Source organism: Bacillus sp. FSL K6-3176, assembly GCF_038003325.1.
GTDB classification, from domain to species: domain Bacteria; phylum Bacillota; class Bacilli; order Bacillales; family Bacillaceae; genus Bacillus; species Bacillus altitudinis.
This window is the reverse complement of sequence record NZ_JBBOOX010000001.1, coordinates 1073712-1089705: the sequence shown is the minus strand read 5'-3', so window position 1 is coordinate 1089705 and position 15994 is coordinate 1073712. Positions and strand designations below refer to the sequence as shown.

At 40.9% G+C, this 15994-nt stretch carries 18 protein-coding genes and 1 riboswitch; of the genes, 5 read left to right on the top strand and 13 right to left on the bottom strand.

Annotated elements, in window-relative coordinates:
* Positions 1-25: 25 nt before the first annotated feature.
* The 8 genes from MHB38_RS05515 to MHB38_RS05480 all read right to left on the bottom strand — a co-directional run bounded on the left by MHB38_RS05515 (position 26) and on the right by MHB38_RS05480 (position 7636).
* Entirely contained in the window at positions 26-1177 is a 1152-nt protein-coding gene (locus MHB38_RS05515) for an acetylornithine transaminase (protein WP_017367004.1), read from the bottom strand.
* The gene (gene argB, locus MHB38_RS05510; RefSeq protein ID WP_017360181.1) at positions 1174-1950 is read right to left on the bottom strand and encodes an acetylglutamate kinase; all 777 of its coding nucleotides are present in this window, start codon (positions 1948-1950) and stop codon (positions 1174-1176) included. The genes MHB38_RS05515 and argB overlap by 4 nt, the downstream gene beginning before the upstream one ends.
* A 14-nt stretch (positions 1951-1964) precedes the next feature.
* Entirely contained in the window at positions 1965-3185 is a 1221-nt protein-coding gene (gene argJ / locus MHB38_RS05505; protein ID WP_007499060.1) for a bifunctional ornithine acetyltransferase/N-acetylglutamate synthase, read from the bottom strand.
* 20 nt (positions 3186-3205) lie between these two features.
* The gene (gene argC / locus MHB38_RS05500; RefSeq protein WP_202734568.1) at positions 3206-4243 is read right to left on the bottom strand and encodes an N-acetyl-gamma-glutamyl-phosphate reductase; all 1038 of its coding nucleotides are present in this window, start codon (positions 4241-4243) and stop codon (positions 3206-3208) included.
* Between the two features lie 138 nt (positions 4244-4381).
* Positions 4382-4930 (bottom strand): MFS transporter, encoded by a 549-nt coding sequence (locus MHB38_RS05495; protein WP_048001695.1) that lies wholly within the window; start codon positions 4928-4930, stop codon positions 4382-4384.
* Complete coding sequence (locus tag MHB38_RS05490) at positions 4927-6372, bottom strand: FAD-binding oxidoreductase (protein WP_341002727.1); 1446 nt, start codon at positions 6370-6372, stop codon at positions 4927-4929. The genes MHB38_RS05495 and MHB38_RS05490 overlap by 4 nt, the downstream gene beginning before the upstream one ends.
* A gap of 123 nt (positions 6373-6495) precedes the next feature.
* Positions 6496-6804 (bottom strand): metal-sulfur cluster assembly factor, encoded by a 309-nt coding sequence (locus tag MHB38_RS05485; RefSeq protein WP_003211530.1) that lies wholly within the window; start codon positions 6802-6804, stop codon positions 6496-6498.
* Positions 6805-6850: 46 nt separating this feature from the next.
* Entirely contained in the window at positions 6851-7636 is a 786-nt protein-coding gene (locus MHB38_RS05480) for an alpha/beta fold hydrolase (RefSeq protein ID WP_017360185.1), read from the bottom strand.
* Between the two features lie 137 nt (positions 7637-7773).
* Here MHB38_RS05480 and MHB38_RS05475 point away from each other — a divergent pair, with 137 nt between their 5' ends.
* From MHB38_RS05475 to MHB38_RS05465, 3 genes are all read left to right on the top strand, one after another.
* Positions 7774-8586 (top strand): Cof-type HAD-IIB family hydrolase, encoded by an 813-nt coding sequence (locus MHB38_RS05475; protein ID WP_341002724.1) that lies wholly within the window; start codon positions 7774-7776, stop codon positions 8584-8586.
* Between the two features lie 88 nt (positions 8587-8674).
* Positions 8675-8827, top strand: a complete 153-nt coding sequence (locus MHB38_RS05470) for a hypothetical protein (protein ID WP_008348539.1) — start codon at positions 8675-8677, stop codon at positions 8825-8827.
* Entirely contained in the window at positions 8824-9015 is a 192-nt protein-coding gene (locus tag MHB38_RS05465; RefSeq protein ID WP_008348541.1) for a DUF3813 domain-containing protein, read from the top strand. Before MHB38_RS05470 ends, MHB38_RS05465 begins: the two co-directional genes overlap by 4 nt.
* 40 nt (positions 9016-9055) lie before the next feature.
* On the opposite strand, the gene MHB38_RS05460 is transcribed toward MHB38_RS05465, so the two are convergent.
* Positions 9056-9511: a BsuPI-related putative proteinase inhibitor gene (locus MHB38_RS05460; RefSeq protein ID WP_008348542.1), complete on the bottom strand. Its 456-nt coding sequence runs from the start codon at positions 9509-9511 to the stop codon at positions 9056-9058.
* A gap of 14 nt (positions 9512-9525) precedes the next feature.
* Entirely contained in the window at positions 9526-10368 is an 843-nt protein-coding gene (locus tag MHB38_RS05455; RefSeq protein WP_025207135.1) for a YitT family protein, read from the bottom strand.
* 141 nt (positions 10369-10509) lie between these two features.
* Between MHB38_RS05455 and MHB38_RS05450 the strand changes: the two genes are divergently transcribed.
* A complete protein-coding gene (locus tag MHB38_RS05450) occupies positions 10510-11367 on the top strand; it encodes a DegV family protein (RefSeq protein ID WP_148780246.1) in 858 nt (285 codons plus the stop codon).
* A gap of 41 nt (positions 11368-11408) precedes the next feature.
* On the opposite strand, the gene MHB38_RS05445 is transcribed toward MHB38_RS05450, so the two are convergent.
* From MHB38_RS05445 to MHB38_RS05435, 3 genes are all read right to left on the bottom strand, one after another.
* On the bottom strand, positions 11409-13058 hold the full coding sequence (locus tag MHB38_RS05445; protein ID WP_341002718.1) for a methyl-accepting chemotaxis protein: 1650 nt from the start codon (positions 13056-13058) through the stop codon (positions 11409-11411).
* A complete protein-coding gene (locus MHB38_RS05440; protein ID WP_025207132.1) occupies positions 13055-14032 on the bottom strand; it encodes a BMP family lipoprotein in 978 nt (325 codons plus the stop codon). Before MHB38_RS05440 ends, MHB38_RS05445 begins: the two co-directional genes overlap by 4 nt.
* Before the next feature lie 157 nt (positions 14033-14189).
* Positions 14190-15038: a CvfB family protein gene (locus MHB38_RS05435; RefSeq protein ID WP_017360190.1), complete on the bottom strand. Its 849-nt coding sequence runs from the start codon at positions 15036-15038 to the stop codon at positions 14190-14192.
* Positions 15039-15264: 226 nt separating this feature from the next.
* Between MHB38_RS05435 and MHB38_RS05430 the strand changes: the two genes are divergently transcribed.
* The gene (locus tag MHB38_RS05430) at positions 15265-15756 is read left to right on the top strand and encodes a YajQ family cyclic di-GMP-binding protein (protein ID WP_076821901.1); all 492 of its coding nucleotides are present in this window, start codon (positions 15265-15267) and stop codon (positions 15754-15756) included.
* An 81-nt stretch (positions 15757-15837) separates the two neighbouring features.
* Positions 15838-15956, top strand: a riboswitch (SAM riboswitch).
* The last annotated feature ends 38 nt before the right edge of the window (positions 15957-15994 follow it).

The following is a 15994-nucleotide window of genomic DNA, read 5'->3' as shown; positions in this document are numbered from 1 at the left end:
TTTATGCGTTCTGGTGTAAAAAAATTTAGACCTTTACTGTTTCATTTGCTAACACTTGAATGACCGCTTCTATTGCTTGATCCAATTCAACTTTTTTGACATTCAGTGGAGGTAATAAACGAATGACATTCGGACCAGCTGGAAGCACCAGCAAACCTTGCTCTCGAAGGGCTGTGATGTAATCACCTACTGGCTGATGACACTCAATTCCTGCCATTAATCCTTTGCCCCGTACTTCTTTCACGATGTTCAGCTGTTTGACTTCTTGCAGTCTCTTTAAAAGGTACGCACCCTTTTCTTTCACTTCTGAAAGAAAGTCTTCTTTGAATATTACATCAAGAGTTGCGTTCACAGCTGACATAGCGAGCATATTGCCACCAAATGTTGTGCCATGAGAGCCTGGAGAAAATGCATCCCCTAAAGCTTTTTTCCCTATCACTGCACCGACTGGAAATCCATTTCCTAAACCTTTTGCGGCTGAAATAATATCAGGATCAAGTCCCGATTGCTCATAGGCAAATGCTGTCCCTGTTCGCCCAATACCCGTTTGGATTTCATCTACAATCAGCAGTGCTTGATGTTTTTTGCAAAACGTTTGAACGGCTTCTAGAAATTCAGCTGTAGCTGGATTCACTCCACCTTCACCTTGCACCACTTCCAGCATGACCGCTGCGACATCATCGATTTCACACGCTGTGATCGCTTCAGGGTCATTAAACGGTACATAATGAAAGCCTTCCAGCATCGGTCCAAAACCAGTTTTGATTTTATCTTGACCTGTGGCAGCCATACCAGCATACGTGCGCCCATGGAAAGAGTGCAAAAACGTCACAATATTTGTTTTCCCTGTTGCTTTTCGGGCCAATTTGATAGCCCCTTCATTCGCTTCAGCCCCGCTGTTGCAGAAAAATACGAGATCTCCTGAACTGTTTGCTGCCAGCTTTTCCGCTGCTTTTTCTTGCAGTCCATTTTCAAATAGATTTGATACGTGCCAGACCTCGTCAAGCTGCTTCTTGATGGCTTGATTGACCTTTGGATGATTGTGACCTAAATTCGTGACCGCAATGCCTTGTATAAAGTCTAAATATTTTTTCCCAGTTGTATCAACTGCCCAAGAACCTTCTGCCTCTTTAATTTCAACATTCCACCGTCCGTACGTTTGAAAGAGATGACTCACAGGACCGCCTCCTTTTGTTTTACAATTCGAGTTCCTTTAAAGGTATCTCCTGTAAAAATACTGCCTTTTCCATTCACAATCATGACTTCATCCACATCTCCTGATAAAGCACTTAGCGCAGATTGCACTTTTGGAATCATTCCCCCGGAAATAATACCTTCATCGATGAGCTTGAGCGCTTCTTGTTCGGTGACAACGTCTAACAGCTCACCATTTTTTAAAATTCCTTCCACATCTGTGACAAACATGAGCTTATCAGCTTTCATAGCTCCTGCGACTGCTGATGCTGCAAGATCAGCATTTACATTTAACGTTTGGCATTCTTCGGTCATAGATAGCGGCGCAATGACGGGAATGAATTGTTTCTCCATTAGTGCTTCTGCCATCTCTGGATTGACTTCTTTGATTTCGCCAACGTACCCATATACATCTTGATCGAGAAAATCGGCGACAAGCATCTGTCCATCTTTACCAGATACACCGACAGATGATATATCATGCTTTGCCAGCTCTGAAACAAAGTATTTATTCACCGTTCCTGAAAGGACCATTTCGGCTACCTCTAACACCGGCTTTGTTGTTTTGCGCTGTCCATCTACAAATTCCGTTTTCACTTCTAATTTTTGCAGCATGCTCGTGATTTCAGGTCCTCCGCCATGTACGATAGCCAGTTTAAATCCAGCAGCTTGAAGTGAGCGGACATTTTCATAAAAGGTATCGGAAAGTTCTCGAATGACACTGCCTCCACACTTGAACACGATCGTTTTATCCATGTCTATCTCCTTCATTATGTGCGATAGCTCGCGTTAATTTTCACATAATCATAGGTAAGGTCACAGCCCCATGCGGCCGCTTCACCATTTCCTTCATTCATTTGAATGAAAATCGTAATCTCATCCTGCTCTAGATACGCTTTTGCTTCCTCTTCTGAGAAAGACTGAGGTTCATTATGTTTAAACAGACATTGACCGCCTAAGTAAACTTCAACCTCTTCTGGCGTGACAGAAGCTGCGCTATGACCGATTGCTCCGACAATCCGTCCCCAGTTGGCGTCCGTACCGTATACGGCTGTTTTCACAAGACTTGAACCTACGATTTTTTTTGCAATAATACCAGCTTCTAAGTTGTTTTTTGCACCAACAACTTTTGCTTCGATTAATTTGGTTGCGCCTTCTCCGTCTCTTGCAATCTCTTTTGCTAGATCTTCGCAGGCTAGTTTTAATCCTTCTTTAAACAATGGCCATTCTGGATGTTCTTCATTCAGTGCCTGGTTTTCTGCCATTCCATTTGCCATCACAAGCACCATATCGTTAGTTGATGTTTCTCCATCGACGGTAATTTGATTAAACGTCACATCTGTAATGTCACGAAGAGCATTTTGCAAAGCTTCTTGTTCGACATTTGCATCGGTTGTGACAAACCCGAGCATTGTTGCCATGTTCGGATGAATCATACCAGAGCCCTTTGCTGCACCAGAAATGAGAATCTCTTTCCCGTCTATCGTCAAGGAGTATGTCGTATTTTTAATGACTGTATCTGTTGTTAAAATCGCTTCTTCAAAGTGGCCATTTCCTGCTTTTGCTTCTTTTAGCTGAGCGATGCCTGTTTTGATTTTATCCATATCCAGACACTCTCCAATGACACCAGTAGAAGAAACGGCAATGTAATCAGGCTCTGTGCCTAACATGTCTGCACAGGCTGCCTGCATGTCGTATGCATCTTTTAATCCCTGCTCACCTGTGCATGCGTTGGCGATGGCACTATTGACAATGACACCTTTTAGTTTGCCCGTCTTTTTTAAGCTTTTTTGTGTGACTTGAAGAGGCGCAGCTTGAAAGTGACTTTGAGTGTATACCGCTGCACTCGCTGCTGGTACTTCACTGATGATCAAGCCAAGGTCTTTTTTTGAATAGCGTAATCCTATATGAATCCCCTTTGCTTCAAAACCTTTTGGTGATGATACGTCCCCGTCTATTTTGACAATACTTTTTTCATTCAATTCGATCATGTTTGTTGTCTCCCCTGTTCTTATGGATAGAGAGGTGTCATTGTGAGGCCCGCCTCTTCATGTAAGCCTTTGATGATATTGAAGTTTTGAACCGCTTGGCCGGCTGCGCCTTTCATGAGATTATCTATGACAGATACAATCGTCAGTCTGCCTGTTCGCTCATCTAAATGAAAACCAATGTCACAGAAGTTACTGCCGTATACTTCTTTTGTTTGCGGATATATCCCATGATCTCTCACTCTTACAAAATAGGAATCTTCATAAAAGTCCTTCATCCGTTTCATTAATTCTTCTTTTGTGACATCTGCTTTCAATTGTGTATACATCGTCGCCATAATCCCTCTTGTCATCGGGACAAGGTGTGTTGAAAATGTGATGTTCGCCGTTTGCGGGTTCCATTCTCTAAGTACTTGTTCTATTTCAGGTGTGTGCTGATGTTCATTCACCTTATAAATTTTAAAGTTATCGTTCAGCTCTGAAAAATGTGTGCCAAGTGAGGCTGATCGTCCTGCACCGGACACCCCGGTTTTTGCATCTATTATGATCATAGATTCATCGATTAAATTCTGTTTCATCAGCGGTGCTAATCCTAGAAGAACTGCAGTAGGAAAGCAGCCTGGGTTTGCAATGACTTCCGCTTGCTTAATGGTTTCACGATTCAATTCAGATAATCCGTATACAGCTTGTTGAACCGATGCTTCATCCGCTGCCCTTCGTTTATACCACGCTTCATAAACAGTTCCATCTTGAATGCGCAAGTCACCTGATAAATCAATAATTGGCACTCCTTGATTCATGAGCTTCGGTGTGAGTTCACTTGAAACGCCTGCTGGTGTCGCTAAAAACACAGCATCTGTTTCTTGCACAATGGCAGCCGGATCAATGGCTTTTAATGTTTGGTCAGTAATCGTTGTCAGATGCGGATAAGATTGACTGTATAATTGTCCATCACCACTTGATGAATACAATATACATTCCTCCACATGTGGATGCTGCTTAAAGATACGAACTAATTCCGCACCACCGTACCCTGTAGCACCTATAACACCTATTTTCAACGTCAATACACCCTCTTGATCTTTGTGAAATTATTTAACATTATAACATGTATAAAAATTAATTCAATTGTATATTTAATATTTGTTTTCATTTTTTTTCATAAAAAAATCCACATATCTTCGTGAGACATGCGGATTTTATCTATTGTTCTTCATATTGAGAACCAAAAGCGCACTGCATAAATATAATAGGGAACTTGCATAAAAAATCAAATGAATGGTGAAAAAATCAGCAAACAGGCCGCCAAGCATGATGGCGATAGATGAAAAAAGCGCTGTCCAAAAATGATAGTGCCCAACTTCTTTCATTCGCTTCTTCTCATTTGTGAGTTCGGTGACGAGCAGTTTCTCTCCGTGCTTCTGAACACCACCTAGCACACCTAAGGCAATCTGAATCATATAAACTTGCTCTACTTCTGTGATATGTGGAAAAAGGAGAAGAAGAAACGCCATACCAAACGAATGAATGATTAAAAAGAGACGCCTGTCGGTCGTTTCAGGAAGTTTTCCTAATAATAAATGAATGAACGCACCGCTCAAACCAAACAGACCATAAGCAAGACCAAATTGAGAATAGCTCGACCCAACATTTTTAATAAAAAGAATATAAAAAGGGAAAATGAGACTACTGGCGAAAAACAGTAGACTTTGTGAATAGACGAACCATTTCATTGCTTTAGCATTCATTGTGTATTGTACCTTTCATAAAAGTAGTTGATAAATCTGCCATCTGGATCTGCTTGCTTTTTCTTTTGAAAGAATAGATCGGTTTTTGGATACGCTTGTTTCATTTGTGCTTTCGTTTGATAAGGCATGTATGGTAAGTAATAGCTTCCATGGTGCCGCAAGGTGATATCTGTCATTTGCCGGATGACCCGCTCTGCTTCTGCCTTCTCTTCTTTCTCAAAACCATAATTCACTAACAAAACAAGTGCAAACATATCTTCTTTCGCATATGAGAGATCCGCTTTTTCATTTTTTTGTACGTAGCGGATCGTGATGTTCATTAAATTCAATTCTTCCTGTTGTAAAAACCCTCTCATGTCATCGATATACGCACGAAAACGATCAACTGGAACAAAGTATTCTTGAAGCACATCGGTATCTGACTCATTTTCATATTCTAAAAAAGCAGAATCAGACCGCATCACGTTATTTCTTGTGATCAGCTGGTCATTTTGACTTTGAAAATACTTCTTTTGCAAGTTCCATAGCAAATCTTTCCCCATATCAAATCTTCTCGAAAGGCCGAGCATAAATTTTAAAGGGATGACGAGCTGATCTTCTTTGAGCTCGCGGTATGGATCGATCTGTTGATCAGAAGTAAGTGAATAATTCGTCACATACATCTCTTTCAAAAAATTTGTTTTCGCTGTAGAGATTCTTGCGAGATGCATGCGCACTTCTTTATTGTTCTTTACATGCTTTTGAAAATAATCAGTGTATTCATCGTAGTGTAGAGAGGTTGTCTCCATTTTATATAATTCATCCTTTGTTAAGGAAAGCTCAACATCTAAAATGACACCGAATAAGCCGTATCCTCCAATCACGGCAGTAAATAAATCATCGCTAGGCTTTACTGTGATGATCTCTCCATCTGCTTTTAACAGTGTGAAAGAGCGCACAGTGTCAATAAGTGAGCCGTAGCGAATGTCACGTCCATGTGCATTTGCACTTAACGAGCCACCAATCGTAAAGATGTTTTGAGATTGCATCACCTTTACTGCAAGACCATATGGGTTCACATATTTTTGAATATCATCCCATGTGGCGCCGCTCTGGACCCGAATGGTCTTCTTATTTTCATTAAATGATACGATTCGGCGAAATTTCGTCATGTCTAGTACAATGCCATTTTCATAATACGTGTGGCCGCCCATACTATGCTGCTTTCCGGCGATTGAAATGGGCAGATTCTTCTCTTTTGCTTCTTCTAATACTTCTTTTAAAGATTCTATTTCTTTTCCTTGCACGACTTTTTTTATTTTGACCGGCATGAGGTGACTCACATCTGTAAACGCCTCAAGTCCTTGTCTTTTGTGTGCTTGACCTTCACGTATAGAGACTGATGCAAAAAAGGCAGCACCATATCCCATTAAAAGAACGATCCATATCCACTTTCGTTTCATTATAGGTACTCCGTTCTATAAAATTACATCCATTATATCAAGCCATACTCCTCCTCTACCTTAATTTTTCATAAAAAAACCTGGTACGAGTTTATCTCATACCAGGCATTTTTCATTTTGTGCTTATTGAATACCAAGCGCAATTTTAGCGTATCTTGACATTTTGTCACGTGTCCAAGGTGGATTCCAGACGATGTGAACTTCAGTTTCCTTCACTTCAGGCAAGTCGCTCAATGCTTTTTTGACTTCATCGACGATAACTGGTGCAAGAGGACAGCCCATTGATGTTAAAGTCATTGTGATATCCGCTTTTCCATTCTCATCAAGATCGACATCATAGACAAGTCCAAGGTTGACGATGTCTACGTTTAACTCAGGGTCAATCACCTGTTCTAGGGCGCCTAAAATATTTTCTTTCAATGCTTCATCCATGATATCCACTCCTTTTTCAACTAGTATAACGTACTTTTCCTTTTGGCTAAACGTTTGTGCTTTTCAGGTGTGTCACAAACCAATCAATCGTTTCAAACATCGCTTGTCTTGAGACCTTATGGCCAGCCTGTCCATCTGTAATAAAACGAATCAGGTGCGGATCTTCTTTATATTGGGTTTCTGCTAACTCGTCATAAAGAGCTTTTGCATGTCTGTAAGGGACAACTGGATCGTTTTCTGCATGCCAGAATAACAGCGGTCTTTTGTTTAGTCGATCTGTTTGCAGCGTTAAATCATAAGGACGCAGAGCGTCTAATTGCTGATTGACTTCTTCGTCCGTGATATCTTTCATCAACCCTTTGTGACGCATGTCCATGATTTGTGCTTGTAGGAATGTCGTATATTTCGGACTGCCCATCAAGCTGACTGCCGCTTTAATCCAATCATGCTTTGCAAGTGCACCAAAGGTCGTGATCCCTCCCATAGATGTACCTGCAACACCTATTAGATCAGCTTCAATCAATTGTTTTTCTTGAAAATGTGTCTTAAGTATATCGATTTCACGTATTTCGTTTAGGACGATTTCCCAAAACTTTGATGCCAGTTCCTCTAAGCTGAGGTTTTCTGATCTTACACCATGATAAGCACAGTCAGGCAAAATGACTCTCATGCCTTTTTCCGCCAAATGAAAGGCGAAGTGTAAGTTGTGCTCGCGTGCACTTGTAAATCCATGTATAAAAAATACAAGTGGCAGTGGTTTATCTTTATTTTCAGCTTTTACGATATGTAAAAATGGAATATCGTGCGTCATTTGCTCATCAATGGTGATCACAGCCTATGAATCCTCCTTTATCATTCCCGTCTTTGTTTATTTTAACATGTAGACAACGAAGATGTGATAAAGATACACTATAGGTGGAGGCACCCGCACCAGCTGCCTCCTATTACTTACAGATCAAAGGAGATTTTATGGAGACTAAACCTTATCTAATCGCACTTGACCTGGATGGCACGTTATTAAAAGACGATAAAACGATTTCAACTCACACACTTGATGTCATTCAAAAAGTGAAAGACAGCGGGCATCATGTCTGTATTTCAACTGGCCGGCCATTTCGTTCCAGCTCTCCTTATTATCAGCAATTGCAGCTCGATTCACCGATTGTGAACTTTAATGGAGCGTTTGTCCATCATCCTCTTGATGAAAAATGGGGCAGATTTCACACATCACTTGATCTTCAAGTCGTGAAACAGCTTGTGGATATTAGTGAGGAATATAAAGTACACAATGTGTTAGCTGAAGTGCTAGACGATTTGTATTTCCATTATCATGATGAAAAGCTCATTGATATATTTAATATGAATGCAAACAAAGTGACCGTTGGAGACCTTCGGAACAATCTTGGAGAGAATGTCACAAGCGTCTTAATTCACGCAAAAGAAGAAGACGTCGGAGCGATCCGGAGCTATTTGACAGATGTTCATGCAGAAGTCATTGATCACAGACGCTGGGCTGCTCCGTGGCACGTCATTGAAATCATTAAAACAGGTATGAATAAAGCCGTTGGACTGCAAAAGATCAGTGATTATTACGGTGTGCCTCAGGAGCGGATTGTGGCATTCGGAGATGAAGACAATGATTTAGAAATGCTTGAGTTTGCTGGATGCGGGGTTGCCATGGGCAACGGAATTGATGCAGTGAAACGCGTCTCTAATGAAGTGACAGATACGAACGAACAAGATGGGATTGCAAAATTCCTAACGAATTACTTCTCGCTTTAATTTTTCCATTCATACATAGCAGGTCGAAGCGGGCATACTACCGTTAGACAGGTTGTCCTGTCAGCTTGTGTAAAGGGGCGGATTCCGAATGGGTAAAAGAAGCAAATCGAAACGCTTTATACAACAAGGTAAAGATTCAGTCAGTCTGCATGACGCACGTTTTCCGTATCGTTCCACACTTGAAGAAGCTGCGGAGGACAGGGGAAATATGAAGACTGATGCTTCTGGAGGTTCATTGTGAGAAACGAACTTTTTGATCAAGCCAAATCATTTACTGAAGAAGCCCTTACTTCTTCATTTCCATCTGGTTTAGAGCGTCAACAAGCAGTTCAGCGAGCTAAAAACGCCGTATCATCTGCATTTGCTAATTCGACAGATGCAGAAAGAAACCAGCTGCATACGTTCCAAGACCTGCTTGATGATCTTTAACGAAAAAAGCTGTCCGCTTTGTGGACAGCTTTTCTTATGCTTATTTCACTTGGAACGTTTTCTTCTCAGTGATTTGCTTTAGCCCTTCTGCTTTTCCTTTAAATGTGACGACCGCTTCATACGTTCCCGGCTCCACACCGTTTGACCACGTATCTTGGAAGTCATATGTTTCATCTGCTTTCAGCACAAAGGATTGGATGGCTTGTGTGAACATACGGTCTTTCGAGTAACGGTATTTTTCATTTCCGTCTTCATCGTACACACTCAATTCGAATTTTTGGCTTGTGTTAAACGTGAATTCAATATCTCGATCTGATTCATTTTTGAGTGACATATGAAATTGAACCGAAGAACCTTTTTGGACGGGGTCTACTGTGAGTACAACGGTTTTTTCTCCCATTTGACCGGATACCTCCTTGTCTGGTTCATCCTTTTTTTGTTGTCCACAAGCTGTTAAAACCAATAGAACGAGAAAAAGCACTAACCCTTTTTTCATCTTCTACCCACCTTTTAATCTCGTCTGAAAAATCCAAGAATATTGGTTGTTTGAACAATATTTGTAAAGGCTTTTGGATCGACTTCCTTTATAATTTGTTCAAGTTCATACAGCTCATACCTTGTAATGACAATGACCATCATTTCTTTTTGTTCATTGGTAAATGCCCCTTTTGCCGGAACAGTCGTAATCCCTCTGACCATTTTTCCATAAATGGCTTCTTTGATTTCATCTGCTTTCTTTGTCACAATCATGGCAGTCAGCTTTTCATGTCTCGTATGGATGGCATCAATTACCCTAGTCGTCACATATAATGTGACAAGGGTATATAAAGCTTTCTCCCAACCTTGTAACAATCCTGCTGTAAAAATGATAATTCCGTTTAAAATGAAGAAATACGTGCCCACTGGTTTGTCTTTCCATTTCGCTAAAATCATCGCAATAATGTCAAGGCCGCCTGTAGATGCCCCATATTTCAGTGTAATCCCAATGCCAAGTGCAGAAATGACTCCGCCAAATACAGCATTTAATAAAATATCTTCAGAAACACTTGTCTCTGGTAAAATGCCGAGGAAAATCGTTGTCAGTGCGACACTAATAATGCTATACAAAGTAAAGGAACGACCAACCTTCATCCAGCCTAAAATGCCGACCGGAATGTTTAAAATAAATAATAGGATCCCTGTTGATAAATAAAACGGTGCATATTGATCGATTAAACTAGATAACAGCTGGGCAACCCCTGTAAAACCACTTGCATATACGTCAGCAGGGATTAAAAATAAATTCAGCCCAATCGCATTGAGTAAGGCACCAATGACGACGACGATGAGTTTTTTTGCTTCTCCAATGAACATGTTGTCATTCCTCCACTTACCATTCTCTCTATGGTTTTCCCTAAAATTTAGAATTTGAACACGAAAAAATGATTTTCTATGATATAGTTAGGCTAAAAAGATGTAAAATATGGTTGATTTTTTTAGAAAGAAGGGATTTTGATGACTGTTCATATCATAGCAGACAGTGCTGCTGATCTGCCTCTTTCTTATTATGATGAACAAAACATGACACTCATTCCGCTGCGTGTATTACTCGGCGAGCAGGAATTTGAGGATTTGATCACCATTGAACCAAAACAAGTATTTGATGCGATGAGACAAGGTGCAAGTCCAAAAACATCACAAGCTTCACCGAATCGGATCAAAGAAGCCTTTGTTTCTGCAGCACAAACCCATACATCCGCTATTTATGTTGCCTTTTCATCAGAGCTTTCAGGTACATACCAAACCGCTGTGATGATGGCAAACGAAGTGAAGGAAGAATACCCTGATTTCGATTTACGAATCATTGATTCTAAATGTGCTTCACTTGGTTATGGACTAGCTGTCAAACACGCTCAATCACTTGCCATTGACGGAAATACAATACAAGAAATTGAAACGTCTGTAAAGCATTTTTGTGAATCTTTACAACATATTTTTACTGTAGACGATTTATCGTATTTAGCAAGAGGCGGAAGAATCAGTAAAGCGTCCGCATTTGTTGGCGGATTGTTAAGTATTAAACCCATTTTACACGTTGAGGATGGAAAACTGATACCCCTTGAAAAAATTCGTGGCCGTAAAAAATTATTGAAACGCATTATCGAGCTGATGAAAGAACGCGGATCTGACTGGTCTAGTCAAACTGTTGGCATTAGTCATGGAGACGACCCTGCACTTGCAGAAGAAATGAGACAATTAATCGAAGCCGAATTTCATCCAAAAAAAATCGACATCCAGGTCATCGGCGCGGCTGTCGGGTCCCACTCAGGCCCTAGCACACTTGCCATCTTCTTTACAGGTAGCCCATCATAAAAAGCACCCTTCCCTGAAACATCACGGGAAGGGTGCTTTTCTTATGATAGCTTAAATCGGTGAACGGTTTCGTTTAACCTTGCCGTCATACTCATCAGTTCTTCTACTTGTTTGTTCATTTGATGGAAAGATTGCAGTTGTTCGTTTGCCGAGGCAGAAATTTCTTCGCTGCCCGCTGCCGTTTCTTCTACAACGGCACTAATATTTTCAATCGAGTGCAGCACTTGTCCGCCAAGCTCTGTTGATTGAATAATTTGGTCATTTAAGACCGCCATTTCTTGCTTAATATGTTGTGCTTTTGTTTCTATATCTTCAAAGGAGTGTGAGGTTTTGTCCATTGCATCTTGCTGCTGAAGTGATAGCTTGACCCCTTCTTGTACAGTTTGGCTAATGGATTGAATGCCTTTTTCAATATGACTCACCATGTCAAAAATTTGTCTTGTTGCACGAGACGATTCATCTGCCAGCTTACGAATTTCGTCCGCTACGACGGCAAACCCTTTGCCAGCTTCTCCTGCTCTTGCCGCTTCAATCGCCGCATTGAGCGAGAGGAGGTTTGTCTGGTCCGCAATATCAGAAACCGTTTTGGCCATTGCGGAGATTCCGCTTGCGTACTGAGTGAATTCTCCTGCAGACTCTTCAATTTGTCTCGTCGCACGTGTATTTTTTTCAATGGCTGCTTTTGTTTCTGTTAACGTGTGCTTTCCGCTTTCCACCGCTTCAATGGCATCCTCTGTACTACGGATGACTGTATGTGATCTTTCGGAATTCTTACGGCCATGTGAATCCATTTTTTCAATCAAACTAACGCCATGCTGAAGGTCTTCTGAAATCGCTTGTGAACCATTCGCCATTTCGTCTGTCGATACAGACACTTGATTGGCCGATTCCATAAGCTTTTTGTTTTCATCATCTAACTGAACCGAGAATGATTCTACTTGGCTTGATACATGGCTGATTTCTTGAATCAAGCTAATCAGCTGATCCGTCATTTGATTGAACGACTCATTTAAGCCACCGATTTCATCTTTCCGCTTGATGTCCATCCGCTCCACAGCGAGGTTTCCTTCGGCAATCTGTTTTGCCCGGTAAGAAAGGGATTTGATTGGCGTCACAATGGATCTCGTTAACCCAATATTTAAAAAGACGGCAATGACAATCAGCGTGAGGGCTGCGACAGATGCGCTTGTGATGATCCTTTGCACATTGTCTGCCGCCTCCTCTAAATGGTATTCATACGCTTCTTGTGCTCTTTTATTCATCGTATGCACGTCGTTTAAAACACCGTCAATTCTGGCAGCCACTCGTCTGGCATCAGAGGCATTTTTTTCACCAATGGCATTGTTTGCTTCTTGCGTCCATGTGTCAAACTTTGAATTTAACCGTGTTAGGGCTTCTTTGTTCATATTTCCTGCGTTTTTGTTTAACGTTTGCAGCTGTTTTTTCGCTGTCGATATATCGCTTTGAACGACCTCTAGCTGTTCATCTGAAAGGGTCATGGAATAATTGGTCATGGCTTGTTCGACACTTTCAAAGCTGGCCTTCGTTTTTTGTACGTTCAGCAAGGTTTGAACTTCTTCTTCGCTTGATGACTGAATCTTTGTCATACTCACAATAATAAAGGCAATTACGCCAACCGCTAAAAGAAGTGAAATGAGTGAGTTGAGCAAAATTTTGATGCGTAAGCTCATGATGCTGCCCCCTCTTCTTTCAGAAGTGTCTGCTTCAGTCCATTTAATTTTTTGGTCAATTTCTCAGCATCTTTGAGCACCCGGATTCTTGCCATATCGATTCCGTCATTACTTAAGTCATAAACGATATGCCCGCTTTTGATTTTGCTGCTTTTGACGAGCTGTTCGCTGAATTGATAAACGACTTCATCTACTTTTTTGACCATAGACGAAATAACGGCTTTTTCAGCTGTATAATACTGATCGCTGTCCACGCCGATTGCATATTTGCCTTGCGTCTGCGCTTCTTTTAATACACCAACACCCGTATAACCGGCTGCAGCATATAAAACATCTGCTTTCTTTTTGATCATGTCTTTCGCTATTTTACTGCCTTTGCCTGCATCACTAAATGTGCCAGCATACGTGGATACGACCTTGATTTTCGGATTCACTGATTTTGCGCCTTTTTGATAGCCTTGTTCAAATCGGTGGATCACCTCTGCATCGACTCCGCCCACAAAACCAATGACATCACTTTTTGTTGTCATGGCAGCAAGTGCTCCCGCTAAATAGCTGCCCTGCTCTTCTTTAAAAGTCACTGATGTGACATTTTTCAGTTCAGACACAGCATCAATGAGTAAAAATTGCTTTTTCGGATATTTTTTCGCTACCTTTTCTAAGTCTTCTTGCATACTGAAACCTACACCGATGATCAGGTCATTTCCATCTTTCACAAGCTCGGTCAGCCCTTTTTCATATGTATCGGTTTCTGCAATTTCTCTATAATCAAATTCAATGCCAAGCTCATCACGTGCTTTTTCTAATCCTTTAAATGATGAATCGTTAAATGATTGATCACCAAGACCATCATCCGTCAGCATGACACCAATATGCTTCGCATTTGATATCGGTGGTCCTCCCTGCTGATTGCTGCATGAGGCGAGTACCATGATCATCGCTGCCATCAGAAGTAATGAAATCTTCACTTTCATCCAAAAACACACTCCTTTTATCATCCTTACCCCTTATTTATCGGATTTGAGAGTCATTGTTTCAATGATAAAGTGAAGGATTTTCAGCTTTTTTCATGACTTTTTTCACTGAAAAAAACCATTATTTATGACAAAAATAAAAAAAGCGAGCAAATGCTCACTTTTTCTCGTATGTCCATCCTTCTTTTTGGTAAACAAGATCATTTTTCATCAGATGACCTAATGCTCGTTTGAAGGCTGCTTTGCTCATTTGAAATCTTTCCCGGATATCTTCTGGATCACTTTTATCCCCGTAAGGCATTGCACCGTTTCTCGTTCTCATGTAAGTTAAGATTTCTTCTGCATCGACAGATAATGCATCCTGTTTTCTAGGAAGCAGAGAAACGTTCACGGTTCCGTCCTCTTTCACTGCAATGACGCGTCCTGTCACGGTCGATCCTAATCTAGGCTCTTCCTTTCGTTCCGTGCGGTGGATAAATCCACGCACGCCTGTATCTGTCAGCATAAAAGAACCTGTCGCAATTAAGCGATAGATTGTTCCAGTAATTTCTTTGTTCATTAACGTTTCTGGCGCTTCAGTAAACAATTCACTGATCACATCTTCAGTGGCTGGTTTTGCGAACATTCTCCCGTAACTTGTCACTTTGAGCATACAGTATAGTTTGTCGCCTTTTTTCGGCCACGCTTCCTCAAAAGGCGGGAGGTGTTCAGTTGCAACAAGTGCATCCTTTGACAAACCTATATCGACAAAAGCACCCATATCTTCTACAACGTCTACGACTTCTACCCAGTCGTATGTATGTGCATTGATTTTAGGAATTTTCATCGTCGCTGCCAGTCTTTCCTCATGATCTACATATAAGTAGACCTCTACTTCATCACGATCTCCAATATCCTCTGTCATCTCACTGCGATGTAGGAGGACAGAATCTTCGCCATCTGTTAAAAAGTAGCCGTATTCCATCTCGTTATCTATTTGCAAGGTCAGTTGCTCACCTGGTCTCATGTTCTCTTCCTTCCTATCTGCCCTTAAAAGAGCGTTCGTTCATCTTTTGATTCACTTTATTCTACTATACTTCTGTCATCATGAACATCTCTAGTTCTGTTAGCTAAAGTGGACAAACTGTACTTGAATTATACCGCATGCATCTGAACTCTCCTCGATAAAGTTTCTTCTTCCCCTATGGGCATGATAAAATAGACGCAATATCTATAGTTGGAGGTCATATGTGATGGCAAAAGAAAGTTCATTTGATATTGTATCGAAGGTGGAGCTGCCAGAGGTGCAAAACGCCATTCAAGCAGCACTGAAAGAAATTAAAAACCGTTATGATTTTAAAGGAAGTAAAAGTGATATTTCACTAGAAAAAGAAGAACTCGTTCTCATTTCTGATGATGACTTCAAGCTGGAGCAGCTAAAGGATGTCCTTGTGACAAAACTGATTAAACGAAACGTACCGACTAAAAACATTGACTACGGAAAAACAGAACATGCCCTAGGTGGAACCGTTCGCCAGCGTGCAAAGCTGATAAGCGGGATTGATAAGGACAATGCCAAAAAGATCAATGCCTTGATCAAACAATCTGGTATAAAGGTAAAGTCGCAATTTCAAGATGACCAAGTGCGTGTGACAGGAAAAAATAAAGATGATTTACAAGAAGTGATGGCGCTCATGCGCAAGGCAGATTTACCGATTGACGTCCAATTTATAAATTTTCGATAAATTTCAAATTTTCCATTGATTATTTCCGATTTTTTCGATACAGTTGATGGAAGTTCAATTCATTGACATGTTCATATCGCTTTCTTATCAAGAGAGGCAGAGGGACTGGCCCTGTGAAGCCTCAGCAACCGGTGTAGTAGAAATCTATTTTCTATGACCAAGGTGCTAAATCCAGCAAGCAACTGCTTGGAAGATAAGGAGAAGAATTTCAATACAGCCAAAAAGTCTTCTTCTTATC

Excerpts from the sequence above, each read along its gene's own strand:
- argB (WP_017360181.1), bottom strand. The coding sequence starts at position 1,950 with ATGGATAAAACGATCGTGTTCAAGTGTGGAGGCAGTGTCATTCGAGAA.
- argJ (WP_007499060.1), bottom strand. The coding sequence starts at position 3,185 with ATGATCGAATTGAATGAAAAAAGTATTGTCAAAATAGACGGGGACGTA.
- MHB38_RS05495 (WP_048001695.1), bottom strand. The coding sequence starts at position 4,930 with ATGAATGCTAAAGCAATGAAATGGTTCGTCTATTCACAAAGTCTACTG.
- MHB38_RS05490 (WP_341002727.1), bottom strand. The coding sequence starts at position 6,372 with ATGAAACGAAAGTGGATATGGATCGTTCTTTTAATGGGATATGGTGCT.
- MHB38_RS05485 (WP_003211530.1), bottom strand. The coding sequence starts at position 6,804 with ATGGATGAAGCATTGAAAGAAAATATTTTAGGCGCCCTAGAACAGGTG.
- MHB38_RS05475 (WP_341002724.1), top strand. The coding sequence starts at position 7,774 with ATGGAGACTAAACCTTATCTAATCGCACTTGACCTGGATGGCACGTTA.
- MHB38_RS05470 (WP_008348539.1), top strand. The coding sequence starts at position 8,675 with ATGGGTAAAAGAAGCAAATCGAAACGCTTTATACAACAAGGTAAAGAT.
- MHB38_RS05460 (WP_008348542.1), bottom strand. The coding sequence starts at position 9,511 with ATGAAAAAAGGGTTAGTGCTTTTTCTCGTTCTATTGGTTTTAACAGCT.
- MHB38_RS05455 (WP_025207135.1), bottom strand. The coding sequence starts at position 10,368 with ATGTTCATTGGAGAAGCAAAAAAACTCATCGTCGTCGTCATTGGTGCC.
- MHB38_RS05450 (WP_148780246.1), top strand. The coding sequence starts at position 10,510 with ATGACTGTTCATATCATAGCAGACAGTGCTGCTGATCTGCCTCTTTCT.
- MHB38_RS05445 (WP_341002718.1), bottom strand. The coding sequence starts at position 13,058 with ATGAGCTTACGCATCAAAATTTTGCTCAACTCACTCATTTCACTTCTT.
- MHB38_RS05440 (WP_025207132.1), bottom strand. The coding sequence starts at position 14,032 with ATGAAAGTGAAGATTTCATTACTTCTGATGGCAGCGATGATCATGGTA.
- MHB38_RS05435 (WP_017360190.1), bottom strand. The coding sequence starts at position 15,038 with ATGAGACCAGGTGAGCAACTGACCTTGCAAATAGATAACGAGATGGAA.
- MHB38_RS05430 (WP_076821901.1), top strand. The coding sequence starts at position 15,265 with ATGGCAAAAGAAAGTTCATTTGATATTGTATCGAAGGTGGAGCTGCCA.